At 50.5% G+C, this 17669-nt stretch carries 14 protein-coding genes; 6 read left to right on the forward strand and 8 right to left on the reverse strand.

Annotation, left to right across the window (positions count from 1 at the left end):
• Positions 1-6: 6 nt before the first annotated feature.
• The 3 genes from EKM75_RS05540 to trpX are packed head-to-tail and all read right to left on the reverse strand — an operon-like array spanning position 7 to position 2658.
• Positions 7-777 carry an ABC transporter ATP-binding protein gene (locus EKM75_RS05540; RefSeq protein WP_125692805.1) on the reverse strand — a complete coding sequence of 257 codons (771 nt, stop codon included), beginning with the start codon at positions 775-777 and terminating at the stop codon, positions 7-9.
• Positions 770-1669, reverse strand: a complete 900-nt coding sequence (locus EKM75_RS05545) for an ABC transporter permease (RefSeq protein WP_125692807.1) — start codon at positions 1667-1669, stop codon at positions 770-772. Before EKM75_RS05545 ends, EKM75_RS05540 begins: the two co-directional genes overlap by 8 nt.
• Positions 1666-2658: a tryptophan ABC transporter substrate-binding protein gene (trpX, locus tag EKM75_RS05550; RefSeq protein ID WP_125692809.1), complete on the reverse strand. Its 993-nt coding sequence runs from the start codon at positions 2656-2658 to the stop codon at positions 1666-1668. Before trpX ends, EKM75_RS05545 begins: the two co-directional genes overlap by 4 nt.
• Positions 2659-3674: 1016 nt before the next feature.
• Between trpX and EKM75_RS05555 the strand changes: the two genes are divergently transcribed.
• The 4 genes from EKM75_RS05555 (at position 3675) to EKM75_RS05570 (ending at position 7679) form a co-directional block, all read left to right on the forward strand.
• A complete protein-coding gene (locus tag EKM75_RS05555; RefSeq protein ID WP_125692811.1) occupies positions 3675-4568 on the forward strand; it encodes a DegV family protein in 894 nt (297 codons plus the stop codon).
• A gap of 455 nt (positions 4569-5023) precedes the next feature.
• Complete coding sequence (locus EKM75_RS05560; protein WP_125692813.1) at positions 5024-5992, forward strand: ABC transporter substrate-binding protein; 969 nt, start codon at positions 5024-5026, stop codon at positions 5990-5992.
• A gap of 15 nt (positions 5993-6007) precedes the next feature.
• Positions 6008-6979 carry an ABC transporter permease gene (locus tag EKM75_RS05565; protein WP_125683139.1) on the forward strand — a complete coding sequence of 324 codons (972 nt, stop codon included), beginning with the start codon at positions 6008-6010 and terminating at the stop codon, positions 6977-6979.
• Positions 6906-7679 (forward strand): ABC transporter ATP-binding protein, encoded by a 774-nt coding sequence (locus EKM75_RS05570; RefSeq protein WP_125692815.1) that lies wholly within the window; start codon positions 6906-6908, stop codon positions 7677-7679. The genes EKM75_RS05565 and EKM75_RS05570 overlap by 74 nt, the downstream gene beginning before the upstream one ends.
• A 745-nt stretch (positions 7680-8424) precedes the next feature.
• On the opposite strand, the gene EKM75_RS05575 is transcribed toward EKM75_RS05570, so the two are convergent.
• Together EKM75_RS05575 and EKM75_RS05580 are read right to left on the reverse strand one after the other, a co-directional pair.
• Positions 8425-9117, reverse strand: a complete 693-nt coding sequence (locus EKM75_RS05575) for a CPBP family intramembrane glutamic endopeptidase (protein ID WP_225426665.1) — start codon at positions 9115-9117, stop codon at positions 8425-8427.
• A 24-nt stretch (positions 9118-9141) separates the two neighbouring features.
• A complete protein-coding gene (locus tag EKM75_RS05580) occupies positions 9142-9525 on the reverse strand; it encodes a VOC family protein (RefSeq protein ID WP_125692817.1) in 384 nt (127 codons plus the stop codon).
• 184 nt (positions 9526-9709) lie between these two features.
• Here EKM75_RS05580 and EKM75_RS05585 point away from each other — a divergent pair, with 184 nt between their 5' ends.
• Together EKM75_RS05585 and EKM75_RS05590 are read left to right on the forward strand one after the other, a co-directional pair.
• Positions 9710-11266 (forward strand): ABC-F family ATP-binding cassette domain-containing protein, encoded by a 1557-nt coding sequence (locus EKM75_RS05585; protein WP_125692819.1) that lies wholly within the window; start codon positions 9710-9712, stop codon positions 11264-11266.
• A 103-nt stretch (positions 11267-11369) separates the two neighbouring features.
• A complete protein-coding gene (locus tag EKM75_RS05590; protein WP_125683145.1) occupies positions 11370-11960 on the forward strand; it encodes a L,D-transpeptidase in 591 nt (196 codons plus the stop codon).
• A gap of 431 nt (positions 11961-12391) precedes the next feature.
• On the opposite strand, the gene EKM75_RS05595 is transcribed toward EKM75_RS05590, so the two are convergent.
• The 3 genes from EKM75_RS05595 to EKM75_RS05605 form a co-directional block, all read right to left on the reverse strand.
• On the reverse strand, positions 12392-13303 hold the full coding sequence (locus tag EKM75_RS05595) for a proline-specific peptidase family protein (RefSeq protein ID WP_125692821.1): 912 nt from the start codon (positions 13301-13303) through the stop codon (positions 12392-12394).
• 273 nt (positions 13304-13576) lie between these two features.
• A complete protein-coding gene (locus EKM75_RS05600; protein ID WP_125692823.1) occupies positions 13577-16009 on the reverse strand; it encodes a Xaa-Pro dipeptidyl-peptidase in 2433 nt (810 codons plus the stop codon).
• A gap of 37 nt (positions 16010-16046) precedes the next feature.
• On the reverse strand, positions 16047-17444 hold the full coding sequence (locus tag EKM75_RS05605) for an APC family permease (RefSeq protein WP_125692825.1): 1398 nt from the start codon (positions 17442-17444) through the stop codon (positions 16047-16049).
• Positions 17445-17669: the final 225 nt, after the last annotated feature.

Genomic DNA, 17669 nt, shown 5'->3' on the forward strand with positions numbered 1-17669 from the left:
GAGCTCCTATTCGATCTCAGCGAAGAAGCTGTAGAGTTGTTCGCTAGTCAGGGCTTGTTTCTTGTCGCCCGCCACGTCGTAAGTGACCTTGCCGTGGTGTAGGACAATCAGTCGGTTACCGTAGGTCAGGGCGTCTTCCATGTGATGGGTGATCATTAAACAGGTCAGATTGTCTTGGGAGACCCGCTCGTTGGTTAGGTGCATCAAATCCTGGCCAGTCCGGGGGTCAAGAGCCGCTGTATGTTCGTCCAGTAACAGGATTTCAGGACGCTTGAGGGTGGCCATCAGGAAGCTCAATGCTTGGCGTTGACCACCGGAGAGGTTACCGGTGGCCGTCGTCAACCGTTCATCGAGGCCGTTGTGCATGGTGGCCGTCAGTTCCTTGTAGTGGGCCATGTGCCGGTTTAAATTACGGGGTATGAGGCCCCGCCGCTGTCCCCGGCGTTCAGCAAGCAACAGGTTTTCGGCAACGGTCATTCGAGGAGCTGTTCCTAGTTTTGGGTCCTGGAAGACGCGACCGAGAAAACTAGTCCGCTTTTCCACGGAATCGTGGGAGATGTCTTTACCGTTGAGAAGAATCTGACCGCTGTCGATACTGAGGTCGCCCCCAATGGCGTTAAACAGGGTTGACTTTCCCGCTCCGTTAGAACCCAGCACGGTGATGAAATCGCCGGCATTAATGGTGAGGTTGAGGTGGTCCAGAATCGTAATTTCTTCTGGTGTGTTGCGATTAACCTTTAAGACCACGTTTTTAAGCTCTAGTAATGGTTTAGTCATTGGTATCCAACCCCCGTTTCAAAATGTGCTTGAAGTTGAAAATGTTCTTGAAGACTGGCAGCATCATGCAGATGGCCAGAATGATGGAAGAAATCAGGTTGAGGTCGTTGGCGCTGAAACCCAGCTTGAGAACCAGCAGGAGGACGAATCGGTAAAGAATACTCCCCAGGGTGACCGCAACCAGTCGTTGATTCAGAGTCAAGTCACCGAAGGCCACTTCACCAATGATGATGGAGGCCAGGGCGATAACGATGATGCCGATACCCATGTTGACGTCAGAGTAGCCGTTGTTTTGAGCAACTAGGGCGCCCCCGAAGGCGATTAACCCGTTGGAGACCATCAGTCCCCTGATTTTCATGTTGTCGGTGTTGATGCCGAGTGACCGGGCCATCGTCTGGTTATCACCAGTGGCGATGAAACCTTGGCCGAGTTCCGTTTGTAGGAAGTAGATGACCAGGGTCGTGATGACGATCATGACGACCGCACCTAACACAACGCTGTCGAAGTATTGGGGCAGGGAGGCCAAGAAGTGGTTCTTAAACAACGTGGATTTCCCTAACAAGGAAACGTTGGCCCGACCCATGATTCGTAAGTTAACTGAGTAGCAGGCGGTCATGACTAAGATGCCGGCCAACAAAATAGGAATGTGACCCTTGGTGTAGAGCAGACCGGTGATGAACCCAGCAATGGCGCCAATGGCGAAGGCCAATAATGTGGCGAGGAGCGGGTTCATCCCGTTACTAATGGCAGCAACAGCCGTAGCCGCTCCCAAGGGGAACGTGCCTTCAACGGTCATGTCAGCAAAATCTAGAATTCTAAAGGTCAGGTATAACCCAACCCCGAGGACGGCCCAGAGTAGGCCTTGCCCGATTGCGGATACTGCTAAACTCATTTGAAGACCTCCCCATGTTCTTTAGCTTCTTTAACAACTGATGCTGGCAACGTGATACCCAGCTTCTTGGCTTGTGATAAGTTAATGGTCATTTCACCCTTGCGTTCAAACTCGATTGGTGTGTCAGCAGGTTTCTTACCCTTTAAAATAGCGGCAGTCATCTTACCCGTTTGAACGCCGAGCTTGTATTGGTTGATACTCAACGTTGCTAATCCACCGGCCTTGACCATCGTATCGACGGCTGGGAAAACGGGGACCTTCTTGGCATTGGCCGTGGAGACCAACGTCTGCATGGCACTGGCCACGGTGTTGTCGGTTGGCACGTAAACGGCGTCGACTTGGCTGACCATCTGTTGGGCAACTTGGTTTAAGTCGTTGGTGTTCGCGATGGAGTAGGCCTTCAGCGTCACGTGTTGTTGTTTACAAAGCGCTGCGAATTGGTGATATTGCGCGGTGGCTGAGTCATCAGATGAAGTGTAGATGATACCTAACGTCTTCATATTTGGCATGATTTTTTGAATCAATTTTAATTGTGACTTGAGTGGTGCTTGGTCAGAGACCCCGGTGACATTATTACCAGGATGTTCATTGCTCTTGACCAGGTGGGCACCCTCAGGGTCGGTGATGGCTCCGAGAACGACGGGGATGTTAGAACTGGCATTGGCCAGCGCTTGCGCGGATGGTGTGGCAATGCCGATCATGGCATCGGCGTTCTCGTTGACGAAGCGGGCGCTCATCGTTTTCAGATTACTCTGATCATTTTGCGCGTTTTGAAAGTCGATCTTCACGTTCTTACCAACGTGGTAACCCTCTTCAGCTAACCCGTGAATGATCCCTTTATGAATGGCATCCAGGGCCGGGTGGGAAAGGAGTTGTAAGATACCGACTGTTGGTACCTTGGCTTTCTGAGCTGTTTGGTGTTTCTCTTGAACAAAGGCGAAACCGAGAAAAACAAGTAAAATGGCAATGAGTCCGTATAGTCGTTTCATTTTCTAATCAACCTCACTTATTCTGGAATTGGCAGTCGATACAAAAAGGGCACCCAGTCCGGCCGGGTGCCCAAAGAAAAAGGCCCGCAAAACCGGATAGTAAACATCCGTGCGGGCTATTGCATCAGAAAGTTAGCCGGCGCAGATGCGAGAATCGCTCTGGGAGCTCAAGTCGCATCAACACTGATGAGACTTGATTACCGGCTTTGCCAACGTCCATTAAGTTCAATCGCAGACATTTGCATATAACTTTCCTTCCTTCCGTTTTGATTAAATTTAGTGTACGGCATTGCTTAAAGACCGTCAACCTTAATTTTCATTTTTTTGAAAGTGGTGTTGGTGGGGTGGCTGAGTTGCCCGCCTCCGGTGGCCGGGACTGGGGACCGCTGTGGGGACCGGCGCAAGCCTGAGAAGCGGTCTTGCCCCTCGGTTAGAAGCCTCGGATAATGCCCCGAGTCTCCTAGCCGTCCCACAGTGTAACCTGGCCCAAAACGCCAGGCAACACTGTTGTCACTGCGGTCCCCAGTCCCAGTCACCTGCGGCTACTTTGAGCTGATGACAATTAGTTATGCGTTGAAAATTACGGGCCATCGTGATGATTGTTTCTATAACAGTAAGCTGCATTGATGGATGAAGGGAATACTGACTGCCTTTCAGAGGTGTCTGTGCTGACAAATGTGCTGTTACCCGGTTGCACTAAACCGCTCTGAAATTATTGTTGGTCGTCACCCAATTTTTGGTATACTGGACGATAACGGTTGATGGTTAAGCACAAGTTAAGCCGGAGGCGGGCAGGTTGGGGCCAAATGTGAAAATGGCGTTAGTTAGTGGGTTGCTAGCTTACGGCATGGGCGACTTTGAAGACAGGTGGGTTCTCCTGGCTTCAAATCGAGCGAGAAGCCCGGTTCTCAGGCTGAAGCGTCCCCACCGCAGGCCCCAACCTGTCCGCCGGAGCGCGACCATTACAATTACAATACTTAAAACAATTTTGAATCAGTACAGCAAGGAGGCTGCTCATGAAGATTGCAATCCTGACGGACACGTCGGCCGGTATTGCCTTTGATGAGGCTAAACAACGACACATCCACCTGTTATCAGCACCAATCATGTTTGGTAACCGGCAGTATCACGAGTACGAAGACTTGAGTACCGCGGATTATTATCGGTTGATGCGGCTATCTAAGTCTAAAAAAATGGTGCCAACCGCACCGCAATTGTCCATGCAGACGATTCAGGCGGCTTGTGCTGAGTTAGCTCAAAATGGGGTGACTGACGTCATCATCATTGGGCCATCACTTGGTATTTCGGGCTTTGTGAATACGCTGGCCGCGTTCGTGGAAAACATCACTAGCGTCCACGTGCATCCCTGGGATTCACGCGGTATCTTAACCACCATGGGTGAACAGGTTCGCTTAGTTGCGGCTTTGGCCGACCGGGGGGCTACCATCGATGAAATCTTTGAGCAGTTGACGAAGCTGCGGGCCACCACCCACAGTGCCTTTGTGATTGACTCCATTAAGCCACTGTTACGGACCGGTGCGGTAAATCCTAGCCATAGTCCTGGTCCGGCACCAATTTTACCCGGCAAACCGATTCTGGTCTTCGAATCGAACGGGAAAATGCGGGTCGCTGGGAGTGCTTTGCGGTTGAAAGGGGCTCTCAGCGATTTCTTAGATGATTTGGCAACCGACATTGCTGGGGTCGCTCCGGTCAAGGCAACAATTCTGAACGCTGACCAACCGGAGACCACCGCACAATGGGTAGAGACCGCTCAAGAACGCTTTCCTACCGTGACTTTCGAGACGGCTTTGATTGGCCCTAGTTTTGGTGTTCACGTCGGTGATGGTGCCATGGGCCTTGCTTGGTGCCAAGATTATCGCAGCCTGCTAGCTCCTGAAAATGAGAATTAAATTAAAATTAGGGTTGACAGGCCCATTTCAAAATGGTTAACTGGTAATTGTAAATTGATAAATGAAAGGGATTATGACTTATGAAATTAATCAGCCTAACTCATTTAAATAACCAGTTTGCCTTTAGCTTTTTCTTTAGATAGCGTTTGTATTCATTTCGTTGGATACGAACGCACCGCACAATTGCGTTTGTATCTATCGATTAGCTAAAGTTTTTCAGCATGACTTAGCGCCAGATAGATACGGGTTAATCTATCTGGAGAAATAATATCGGGCCCGATATACACCAGGTAGATTCTACTCAGAATCTATCTGGTGTTTTTTGTTTTTCTGGCAGCCCTGGACGCAGGGTTACCGCACTGGAAACTGGTTATAAATTTACCAATTAGTCTTAACTAAATAACGTTCCGTGACCGGGACGACAACGAAATCACATATTCTTGGAGGAATTGATTATGAAAAAATTACTTATGAGTGGCATTGCCTTATTAGGTTTAGGATTGGTTTTAGCAGGGTGTTCCAGCAAGTCGACCGCCAGCAACGGCAACTTAAAGGTTGGGATGTTGCAGGTCGTGCAGCACGGGTCACTCGACGAGGCTCGGCAAGGATTCAAAGCCGGTTTGAAGCAGGAATTGAAGGCCCATCACAAGTCGACTAAGGTGACCTACCACTACTTAAACGCACAGGGTGATCAAGCTAACTTGAATACCATGAGTCAACAATTGGTTCAACAAAAGAATGATTTATTAGTTGGTATCGCCACCCCGGCCGCTCAAGCCTTAGCCAAGAAGACGAAGACCACACCAACGTTGGTCACCGCTGTGACTGATTTAAAGTCAGCTGGGCTGGTCAAATCTAACAGCAAGCCGCAGACCAACGTCAGTGGAACGAGTGATATGACGCCGGTGGGCCTGCAACTCAAGTTATTGGCTAGCATGGCCAAAGGCAACAAGCCACTGGGGGTGATGTATAACTCTTCGGAAGAAAATTCCGTCCTACAAGTGAAGATTGCTAAGGCGTACGCCAAGAAACATCATTTGAATTTGAAAATTGTCAGCGCCACTAGCACCAACGATGTTACCAGTGTGTTGGCTGGCTTGACCGGCAAGGTATCCGGTCTCTACTTACCAACCGACAACTTGATGGCAAGTGCCATGAAGACCATCGGCCAAAAGGCTAAGGCTGCCAAGTTACCAGTCGTCACTGGATCGATTGAAATGGCGCAAGATGGTGGGACCGCTACTTACGGCATCAACTACTACGACTTGGGCAAGCAGACCGGGAAGATGGCCTACGACGTCTTAGTCAACAAAAAGAAGCCACAAAACATGGCCGTTCAAGAATCTAAGAAATTGCACTTATACATTAACCAGACCAACACCAAAGCAATTGGCATGAAGCCTAGTCAAATTACGAAACCTTAGAAAGGGGTAACTTCTATGTTAATCACCAGTATCGGGCAGGGCCTCCTGTGGGCACCCCTAGTCATCGGCGTTTTCATCACGTTCCGCATCTTAGATATTCCCGATTTAACCACCGAGGGGAGCTTCCCTTTGGGGGCGGCTGTGACGGTCAGCGCCATGTTGAGTGGTCAGTCCGCAGTCACTGCCAGTTTACTGGGCTTCCTCGCTGGTTGTGTGGCCGGTTGGGTCACCGGTATCCTCGACACCAAGCTACACATGCCATCCTTACTCGCCGGTATTTTGACGATGACCGGGCTGTACTCTGTCAACATGCACATCATGGGTAAGTCTAACGTGCCGCTGTTATCACAGAAAGTGTTGACCAACTACTTACCAGCGACGTGGTCGGTCGATTTGCAAACGATTGTCGTCGGCGCACTGGTCACGGGGGTCGTGGTGGCTGTCTTGATCTGGTTGTTCAAGACGCGGTTAGGATTGTCCTTAATGGCCACTGGGAACAACGCGGCTATGAGCTCAGCCAACGGAATTTACACGGACCGGATGGTCATTATTGGCTACATGGTTTCCAACGGGTGTATCGCCTTATCCGGTGCCCTGATTGCGCAAAGCAACGGCTACGCTGATATCGGGATGGGAATTGGGACCATCGTGATTGGCCTGGCCTCGGTCTTGGTCGGTGAAATCTTCTTACGGGGCCGGCAGATTTGGTTACGGCTGTCCGCCATGGTTCTGGGGGCCATCATCTACCGCTACTTATTGACAGTGGCGATGGGGTTAGGTTTTCCAGTCGACGACCTCAAAATTCTTTCGGCGGGAATCTTAGTCATTGTCATTTGCCTGCCGATCATTCGTAACAAGTACCGGACGCGTCAACAACTTAAACGTTACCTCAAACAGTTAGGAGCCGATGAACATGAAGCAGAACCAATCAGCAGTCTTAAGCGTCAAGCATCTCCAGAAGGTCTTCTTTCCCGGGACACCAAATGAACGGCACGTCTTAAAGAACGTGAGCCTGACGATTGAGCCGGGAGACTTTGTTTCAGTCATTGGGAATAATGGGGCTGGGAAATCAACCCTCCTGAACACGATTGCGGGGACGTTAACGGCAGATGCGGGGGACCTCACGTTGGCCGGACACAGCGTGACCAAAAAGTCTGTGGCATACCGGGCCAAATGGTTATCCCGTGTCTTCCAGGACCCTAAGATGGGGACGGCGGGTGAGCTGAGTGTGGCACAGAATTTAACACTGGCTCAGCGGCATACACATAGTATGAGTCTCCATTTGTACCGCAACGCGAAGCAAGAGGCCGCGTATCAGGACCTATTACGGCCCTTACAAATGGGCTTGGAAGACCGACTGACGACGCAGGTGAAGTACTTATCTGGTGGGCAACGTCAGGCGCTATCCCTGTTAATGGCAACATTGAGTCATCCGGAATTGCTGCTGCTAGATGAACACACGGCGGCGTTAGATCCACAAACCAGTGCTAAGGTGATGGAGCTGACACAAAAGATTGTCGAAACGAATCATTTAACAACCATGATGATTACCCATAAAATGAGTGACGCATTGACCTATGGCAACCGACTCGTCATGGTACAAGATGGGCAGGTCAAGCTAGATGTCCGCGGTGCCGAGAAGCAAAATCTTCGGCAAGACGAACTGATGGCCCTGTTTGCTGAATAGTTGTGGTGTTAGTGGTGGGGAGCCGCCTGCGGCCGCCAGGTGCCACGCTGTTGGGCCCGGTCGAAGCCAAAGAGCGGTCTTCGACCTCGCCTCGCAGCCTCGAAAACCCCGAGTCTGTGAGGTCGGCCCAGCTAGTAAGCCAGCCCAGAACGCTGACTAACTAGCTCGACACAGCGTAACATCTGGCTGCCTCCGACTTCAATGTGACTGTAGGTTCGTCAGTAGAGTGGGAACCGTGTCATGATTCTTACTTGGTGGCAGTGGGTGTGAGTGATGCTGGTACGATGAATTGGAGCTACTTGCCGGTGGATGTGTCAGGAGTTATTGGTAGTCACTCTTTTGTACGCGGTTGGCTGATTAGAACGGTTCAGACTATCGGTGGGCGTGGCCTGACCAAAAACATCTAGTAATGTTTTCTGCATGGTTGGCGACTGTAGCCAATTGTTTAAGATGTCGACAGCAAATTGTCTTTGATTTACAGTAAATCTTAGCCTGAGGTTGGCAGGGATGGTGGCGGCTGTGACGGTGATGTTGAAGCGGGTGGGATTCCCGGTTCTACATCACGGGACGAGCTTAAAGACCGCGCGTTCTTGGCGGGGGCTTTAAGTCGAGGAGCAAGACCGCCTTTTAGGCTTGCTCCGGTCCCCACAGCAGGCGCCATCCCTGCCAACCGGAAGCGATAATTTAAAGCAAACAAAAAGGTGAGGACCGCCAAGTGGCGACCTCACCTTTCATGTGTTTAGGGTTATATGAGCGACATTAAATTGTTGAGAAAATGCAACGCAGTACTATACCGAACGTCTTTGAAATGCAGGTACGCGATCCCCAGGACCCACCCGAGGGCGGAGTACATCAGCAGCGTAAATGAGATGTTGTTCGCGTGCATGAAGCCAAAGATGAGGCCCGAGACCAGGACGCCCAAGAAGTTCATGAGCCTGGTATTTTTGCTGAAAAAGTAGTTCAGGAAGATTCCGCGAAAAATCATTTCCTCGACGAATGGAGCGAAGAGAATTGCGTAGGCCAGGTTCCAAAATGGAAATTGCATGACCTGCTGATTGATGGCCGTTTGGTTGGCGGGACTACTCAGAATGTGGAGACTGGTCAGTACGATCCAAAGCCGTTGGATGGCCATCATCAGGACGAAGAATCCCATGAGTTGCCAGAATCGCTGGCTCGTCAGTTTGGTTCGGCCAAAGCCGCGAGGGTTATTAGCGCGCAGCTGTTTATTGTAGCGCCAGGCTAGAAAAGCTAGCAACAGAGCCGAATAAATCAGCATGGCACCGACCAACCGGTTGGCTAGGTTGGGTTGACTGGCGTGGGTGGTAGCCAGGTCGAGAATCAAGCTGTCGACCAGGTAAATAAAGATGAAGCCGATCCAACGCAGACTGCGTAAGAGCCAGTCACCCAGATCCCGCCCCATTTTCGTTAACGTATTCATCTAACTGAGGGGCCTCCTTATCACTTATTTATCGTATTTGCCGATTTCAATTAAGTTTTCATCTGGGTCGCGAACGTAGATAGAGGTCATGTTGCCAAGGGCCCCTTGCTTAGGCAGTGGACCGTCGATGATTTCCACCGCGTAGTTGGTCAGATGAGACAAAATGTTGGCCAATGGGTCCGTGGCGATGATGGCAAAGTCCGCAGCCCCAACCGTGGGATGCTTAGCGACTGGCAAGTGGGGTTCGTCGCTCTGTTGGAAATTGAGTTTTTGTTTGCCGATTTTGACCCCACGCCGACCGTCATCAAATTCAATGATGGGGAGGTCGAATACTTCGTGGTACCAACGCACGGAGCGTTCAATATCACTCACGGTGAGGGTGAGGTGATCAATGTTACGAATATTCATAGATAGTCAGTCCTTAGGCAATAAATTTCACCCATTATAGCATAGATTGCCATCGGTCCCTAAACCATCAAGTTGACGTAACTGGGCTTTTCGTGGTAAATTACTACCAATATATGTTATGAATAAAGGCCTTGACCGTGTCAGGGCTTTTTTCTGCGTGAGAGAAGAAGGGAAGGGACTAAACGTGCCATTATTAGAAGTCGACGACTTAAGCATGAGCTTCGCCGACAAGAAGCTCTACGAAAACGCCAGTTTCACCTTGAACAAGGGTGAACACATGGGTGTTGTGGGGCAAAACGGTGTGGGAAAATCCACATTGATCAAGATTATTACGGGCCAGGAGCTCCCATTGACTGGCTCAGTGAAATGGCAAAAGAAGACCCACATTGGGTACTTGGACCAATACGCTGACATTCCTGAAGGCATGCAGCTGATTGATTTCCTCCATACAGCCTACGCTGACCTGTACGAAATGAATGACCGGATGACGGCCATGTACACGGAATATGCGGAAACTATGGAAGACAAGCTACTGGAGCGGGCCGGCCGGATTCAAGAACAGCTGGACGCCCGGAACTTTTACGACATTGAAACGGAAATTGAACGGGTCATCTCCGGACTAGGACTCGATGACATTGGTCGGGACCACGAAGTCGCTAAGATGTCTGGTGGGCAACGGTCCAAAATTATTTTGGCCAAATTGTTGTTGGAAAATCCAGATGTGATTCTTTTGGACGAACCGACCAACTACCTGGACGTTGCCCACATTTCCTGGTTGGAAGACTACCTTAATAACTTTGACGGGGCAGCGTTGATCATCTCCCATGATTATGACTTCCTGCAAAACGTGACGAACTGCATCATCAACGTGGCATTTGGGGCAATCACGAAATACCGGGGGAACTTCAAGCAGGCCATGCGGCAACGGGGCGAACGCGAAAAGGCTCAACAGCGTGAGTTTGACAAGCAACAGGTCGTAATCGAGAAGGCCGAACGTTTTATTCGAAAGAACAAGGCCGGGTCGAAGTCGACCATGGCTAAGTCACGTGAAAAGATGCTGAACCGGATCGACCGGGTCGATCCACCTTCGACGAACGTGCAAGCCCATTTCGATTTCCCTTATCAGGAAACGGGCTCGCAAAACGCCTTGGTGGTTGACCAACTTTCCGTTGGGTACGAGCTGCCACTGTTGAAACCCGTAACGTTCTCCGTGACGACTAACCAAAAGGTTGGCCTGACCGGGTTCAACGGGGTTGGTAAATCAACTCTGATCAAGTCCATTCTGGGGCTGATCAAAGCCAAGGGTGGAGAAGCACATTTCTCACCTTCCGCTAAAATCAGTTACTTCAGCCAGGACTTAGTTTGGGATAACAATCAACAGACCCCCTTACAAATTATCCAAGCCAAGTACGAAAAGTTGCCTCAAAAGGCAATTCGGACTAAGCTTTCTAAGTGTGGGTTAGATTCGGCCAACGCCATGAAACCAATCGGGGAACTTTCCGGTGGGGAACAGACCAAGGTCAAGCTGGCCATGATGGAATTCGAGCCCGCTAACTTCTTGATCATGGACGAACCGACGAACCATTTGGACGATGAAACCAAGCAGGCGCTGAAGCAGGCTATCCTGAACTTTAACGGTAATGCCATCATCGTTAGCCATGAGGCCAGTTTCTACACCGGCTTAGTGGATAAGATTTTAAACGTTGAAAAGCTCAGTTTAAAAAATTCCGCTGAAAATTAGGTTGCGGGCTTATTACGTTTTCGTAAAAGGCGTTCCCTTTTTCAGAAAAATCCGTTACAGTTAACTGTGGTTAAGAAAATCGAAGGATAAAGGACGGAAAATCATGAGACGATTTAGGCAGCTCCTCGTCATTGTCGTGTTAGTGATTGCGGCGGGTGTCGGCATCAGTCGCATCTTCCACAAGGCTACGAACACTGCCACGGTTCGCACCACGCAGACCGCGGCCAAACAGCCTAGCGCAGAAGCAAAAACAATTAACTGGCGTGAACCGTCAGAAGATAAGGCTTATCCCAATCTGAAACAGCATCCGAATGCTTGGCTAGATGTCGATACTGGCCGGCAACGGGTGTACGTTAAGGATGGCAGTCAGGTGCTCTACACCATGTACTGTTCGACGGGAACCGGTAAGAAGAATGGCACGCCGCACGGAACTTTTGCAATTCAGGAGGAACGGGGCAAGTTCTTCTACAACCAGTCTTCCGGGGAAGGCGCCAAGTATTGGGTCTCCTGGAAGGACCATGGTATCTACCTGTTCCATACAGTGCCAACGGACGCAAACGGAAATTATATTAAGAGTGAAGCCGAAGAATTAGGTAAGTCGGCCGCCTCACACGGGTGTGTGCGGTTGTCGGTTGCCGATGCGAAGTGGGTCTACAACAACGTTCCTACTGGAATGAAAGTTGTGGTGCACTAGTCAGCAACGACTGAAAGTCTGGACATTTTGTCCAGGCTTTTTTGTTTATGCGGTTGGCCGTGTACGCCCCCCGTTCGTCCGGACTGGTGGTTTATATTGATGTCAGTGCTTACGGAAGAGCGAGATGTGCGGGATGGCTATTATAAATTCATCTGGTCGCTGAGCTTAATATACGTGAAGTTCAGCGGTCAAAGTCGTACTGTTTAGACTTCGGTGTGGATGTCAGTTTTGATTAAGTTAAATACAAATTAGCGTTATAAACTCTTTTCCGAGTTTATAGCGCTTTTTCTTTTACAGGCTTTAGAAACTTTCAGCGATAGTGCCAGATTAACAAGACTTTGTAGCCGGAAGAAGTCAGGGATGACGCCCGCGGCAGAGAAACTAAAAAAGGCTCGAGACCCAAACAGTCCCGAACCTTCATAACAAAGAAATTAAGCGTTAAAATTATCAGATTCAACGTCGCGGATGAACGTTGCCAAATGGTCATAGTAAACCGGTGCGTTGTCGATCATGTGATGGTGACCACCCTCAGGCGTCGTTACGAAACGTGAGTGGGGGATGAGTTCAGCCATTTTCTTACCAGTAGCGATTGGCATGGTTTCGTGTTCACCAAAGGTCAACAGGGTTGGAACCTTGATTTCCTTCAAGTGTTCACGGAAGTTCCATTCCTTCAGCTTACCCTTGATGACGAATTCGTTATCACCTTGGAAAGCACCGTAAACGTCGGTAGCCATCGTGCTGATCAAATGGGAAATGGCAGCGGGCTTCTTCCGGTCCACGTAGCCATCGTTTAAGATGTCCACGTAACTCTGATACTTAGGGTCGTCGTAGTTGCCATCAGCTTCAACCTGTTTCATGTAAGCAACTTGGTCGGCAGACAGTGCGGTTTCTCGAATATGGTTGATGCTTTCAACGTATTCATCGATGTTATCAACCATGGACGAAATGATGGCACCCTTTAAATGTTGACCATACTTGGCAGCGTACATTTGAACTAAAGCGCCACCCCATGATTGGCCAATCAGGTAAAATTTGTCGATACCTAATTTTTGACGAACTTCTTCAACTTCGTCCAAGAAGTAGTCGTAAGTCAGGTACTTCTTAGCGGTTTCAGGGTCACTGAAGTCAGGTTGGTCTGAGTACCATGAGCCAAGTTGGTCGTACATGTGGACCTGAACGTTAAGTCCCTGTTTAGCTAATTGTTTCGCGGTATCTTCCCAGTATTCGTGGTTACCACCAGGGCCACCGTGTAGTGCCAGCAGGTGAATATCACCGGTGCCTTGGGTGTTGGTCCAGAGATGGTAGCCGTTGTCTAACGTAATAATCGTGGTGCCTTGTTTCATGGAAGATCCCCCGTTTCTAATTAAGTTATTATTATTCTATCACTGTTGTCTCAAAATCGAAACCGACTTCTCTGTAATGAATGAGAGTGGGACAGAAGGCGGTTAGTCAATGAGCATTAACGTCGATAGACGAATAATCCCGATTTTGGATTGTTTGTCTATCGGGGTTAAGCGGAGTTGACTGCCTGTTGTCGCACGTTTCGACCATAGACGTTCGGAGTGCAAAATGGGCCTGGGACTTTTGTCCCAGACCCATTCATGATTGAAAACTGATTATTCAGCCAAATGGGGTAATTCCAGCGCTGCGTGTTCCAAGTTGATGGAGTACTGCAGGTCCTGGTTTCCCCGCACAGTCATACCAAAGTCCGTAGCGTAGATGACCAATCCTAACTGGTGACCCGCTAACAAACGGTAGTGAGTTGGCTGAAGGGTTACCCGTAAGCGATAGAACTGGTTCGGTTTCAGCTCATCAATCTGGTAGGCGTTGGTCCGATTTTGTAGGTTGCGGTGACCCTTGGTAATCATCTTCCAGGGCGTAGGGGCTGTCGTCTGAAATTCACGCAGGCTATCTTCGCGCCAGTGGAATCCTTCGTCTAATGATACGCGAAGTGGGGTGGGTGAAACGCCTAGCCGCTTAGCCTCGCCATAGTCGACCAGCTGAAAACTCAGGAGACCAACGGGTTGGTTAACGGCGACCTCTAAGGTGATGGTTGGCTTTCCATCGAGGACTTGATCCTTGGTCAGGACGGCCGACTTGAACCGTAACCGGTGGCCCTTCAGTGGGGAATCGTCGTTTAACAGGTCTCGTTGCCAACTGGTAACGTCGTGGGTGTACGCTTGATACTGTGCATCTGGCAATTGGTCGTTAAAGCTGACCGCTGCCTTGAGGGGGGCGTTGGTCGTGGCGACCAATTCCTCTGGCTGCAGGTTCAACGTGGTGACGGGGTTAGTTGGCGCGTCCCAGTCTTCATAACTGTGCCAAGTTTCGGGTTGCACGTTGTCTTGAATAATGACGTTTGGCAACAATGTTTCAGCCTGATTGTCGACGTCCAGCAGCTCGTGGGTCAGCCACAGGTTGACGATGTCGGTGTAGTCGATCGAGCGAAAGGCGTTGATATAAATGTGTTGGCCCTGGTGAAGAATCAGCTTCTTGGTAACGGGCAAGTCGCGAACAGCGTTCCACAAGTTGTTCACGTTGCGGGGTTTCACGTTCCAGTCGTTCAGGCCATGGACCAGTAACAAATCAGCCTTGATATTCTTCGCGTTCTTCAGGTAGTTGCGGGCGTCCCAGAAGCGATTGTAGCTGCCAGTCGTCCGGTCTTGGCCGCTGGTAATGGCAGCCAGGTCAGCCTGCCACTTGGCCTGAATGCGGTGGTAGTCGCCAGCTTGCAGTTGACGGCTGAACGTTTCCTCGGCCAGTACATCCGCATCCTCACCGGGGAAACCGCCGGGGGCAACGACCAAACCACCATCACGGTAGTAGTCGTACCAGTTGGAAATAGCAGCTTCACTGATGACCGTCTTCAGACCGGCTACTCCGGTCGTCGCGGCGGCCGTGGCCAGCGTTCCCAGGTAGGAACGGCCGGTCATGGCGATGGCGTGATTGCTCCACCAAGCGGGAATCGCCTGGGTGGCTTCTCTGCTGGTAAAGGCAGTGCGATTACCCGCTAACCATTCGATGATTGCTATGGTGGATGTGGTTTCCTCAGGGTCCCCAGTGGTGCGGAGGCCGTCAGAATCCAGCGTACCAATTCCAGCAGCGTAGACGATGGCAAATCCACGAGCCAAGAAGTAGTCGTTTAACGTGTAGGAACTTTCCCGGGCAAAGCTTTCCGTGGCCGTGGTGGTCGAAGTCGTCACGGGACGAGGAGCGGGAATTGGCGTCGTATCTGGTTCAGCTAACACATCCTCACGCGTTAGATGGTTGGGTTCTTGCGGTGTCAGGGGTACGTTGACATCGTGCATCATCTGGTCACCAGCCTCGTCGTTTGTCCCCTGATTGTAAGGACTAGCAGTGTAGAGAACGGGGACCTTTAACCCAGCGGCAGTTTCCGCCGGCCGCAAGATTTCGGCCTTTAGCAGGTCCCGTTTACCATCGTGGTCCGTATCCTGGGGACTTTCGACGTAAACGACTTCACGAATCAACTGAGTCGTGTCGAAGACGGCCTGGGCTTTACCATTAAAAATCAGTGGCTTGGTGACAGCGGCATCGTGGAGGAATGGTGCAAAGTAGCCGTGGGTCGTCAGGTGGTCTAAGAAAGACTGACCATTTTTAGTGTGGGTCGTTAGAAGCAGGTACCAAGCTTGCTTCAACTCGGCCATCGTAAAATTAGCGGCCTGGTGATCACTGACGGGCAGCTGGATTTTCGCCATAGCTACCAGCGGGTCAGCGAGGTCAAAGTCGTCGCCGACAGTGAAGCCCAGCCGTTGCAGAGCTAAGTTGTAAAATACGGTGACGGGAACGGCATCGTGCTGGCTTAAGAAGTCAGCACCGTCCCTGTCAGGGGTGGCCATTAGGTTGTGGAGCTGTTGGCTTACCCGTTGATCGGTGGTAAATTCTGGCCAGCTACGATCATAGAAGTCCCAGAGCAGTTGACTGGGGGTCGTGAGGGTCTGATTGGTATCATCTAAAAAGTGAATCATGTGAAGTTCGTCGAGGGCCTGAGCAGGTGCTGTGGGCCGAATGGCAAATTGTTGGTTACGCATAAATTTCGCCTACCTTATCAATTTTGCAAAGTAACTATTAATCTTCTTGGTCGTTGAGTCGACTGTGGTGTAAACCATAGCTGAAGTAAATGACAAGTCCTAAGGCAAACCAAATCGTGGAGGCAATCCAAGTTTCAGCGGGTAATTGAAGCATCATGCCGAAACACAGTAAGCCAGAAATGATTGGTAGGACGGGATACCAGGGGACCTTGAATCCAGAGTTTTGGGGCAGGTTGGGCAGATGCCGCAGCCGAATGATCCCAAAGGAAACGAAGAGGAAGGCCACCAGAGTACCAATGTTGACCAGGTTGGTCAGCTGGGCCAGTGGCACGAAGCCACCTAGCAGGGCGATAACGATGGTGATGACCGCCAGACTGTTCTTGGGCGTTCCCGTTTGGTCGTCAATTTTGCCGAGGAACTTGGGCAGCAGGCCGTCTCGGCCAATCGAGTAGATCAATCGTGAAGAACTGTAGATCATCGTGACCATCATGGTGAACATCCCTGCGAGTGCACCCAAAGAAATGATCCCGGAGGTCCAGTTCTGGTGAACCAGGGTCAGCGCAAATGCGACCGGATCCGCCACGTTCAACCGGGTGTAGTGGACCATCCCGGTGAGAACCACAGCAACCAGCATGTAGAGCACGGACGCTACGATGAGGGTGCCGATGATTCCGATGGGCATGTTCTTCTTAGGATTTTTCACTTCGGCAGCTGAGGCAGAAACCACGTCAAAGCCGAGGTAAGCAAAGAAGACGGTTGAAGCGCCCCGCAGAATCCCCTTAGTCCCAAAGGGGGCAAAGGGTTGCCAGTTGCTGGGCTTAACGTAGAAAACGCCGACGATAACGAAGAGGATGATGATGGCAATCTTAACGAAGACAATCAGGTTGTTGATCCGCATGGATTCACGCATCCCCCGATTTAACAGCCAGCTGATGAAGAGTACCACTAAGATGGCGACCACGTTCCCGTACGTCCCGTGTGCGGGGTCGTAGGGGCCGGTGACGGCCGTGGGGAGGCTGAGGTGGAAGCCGGCTAGAAACGAATTAAAATAGGCACCAAACGAATTGGCGACCGCCGCGACGGCGAGGACGTACTCTAGGATCAACGCCCAGCCAAGAATCCAGCCGATGATTTCGCCGAAGACCAGGTTCCCGTAAGAATAGGCGGAACCAGCAACGGGTAGAACGGAGGCAAACTCGGCGTAGCACATGGCCGCGGTGGAACAGACGATGGCGGCCAACAGGAACGACAGGACAATGCCGGGCCCACTGTACTGGGCGGCGATTGTACCGGGGAGAATGAAAATCCCGGTCCCGATGACGGCCCCAATTCCGAGTGACATGAGATCCTTTGCTGACATGGTCTTGGCAAAGTGTTGGTCACTCTTTAAATAATTATCTAAGCGTTCGCGCCGAAAAATTCGCGAAATAGCCATTAAAAAGCCTCCTTATGTAGGTAACACGATGGGGTCATCTATCTAATGAAAGAATTAGTTTAAAAAAAGATGATAGCAAATTGTGGCCAAAGTTGATGTCACAATGGTTAAATGACCGGTTAAGTTAATAAAAAGAAAACGTTTTCTTCCATATTAATAGGTGAATCCCGTCCGTGTCAAAACGGTGATATCTCGGATAGTGTACCCTAGACTTAAATTAAAAGT

This window comes from Levilactobacillus tongjiangensis (assembly GCF_003946345.1).
In the GTDB taxonomy this organism is placed as follows: Bacteria; Bacillota; Bacilli; order Lactobacillales; family Lactobacillaceae; genus Levilactobacillus; species Levilactobacillus tongjiangensis.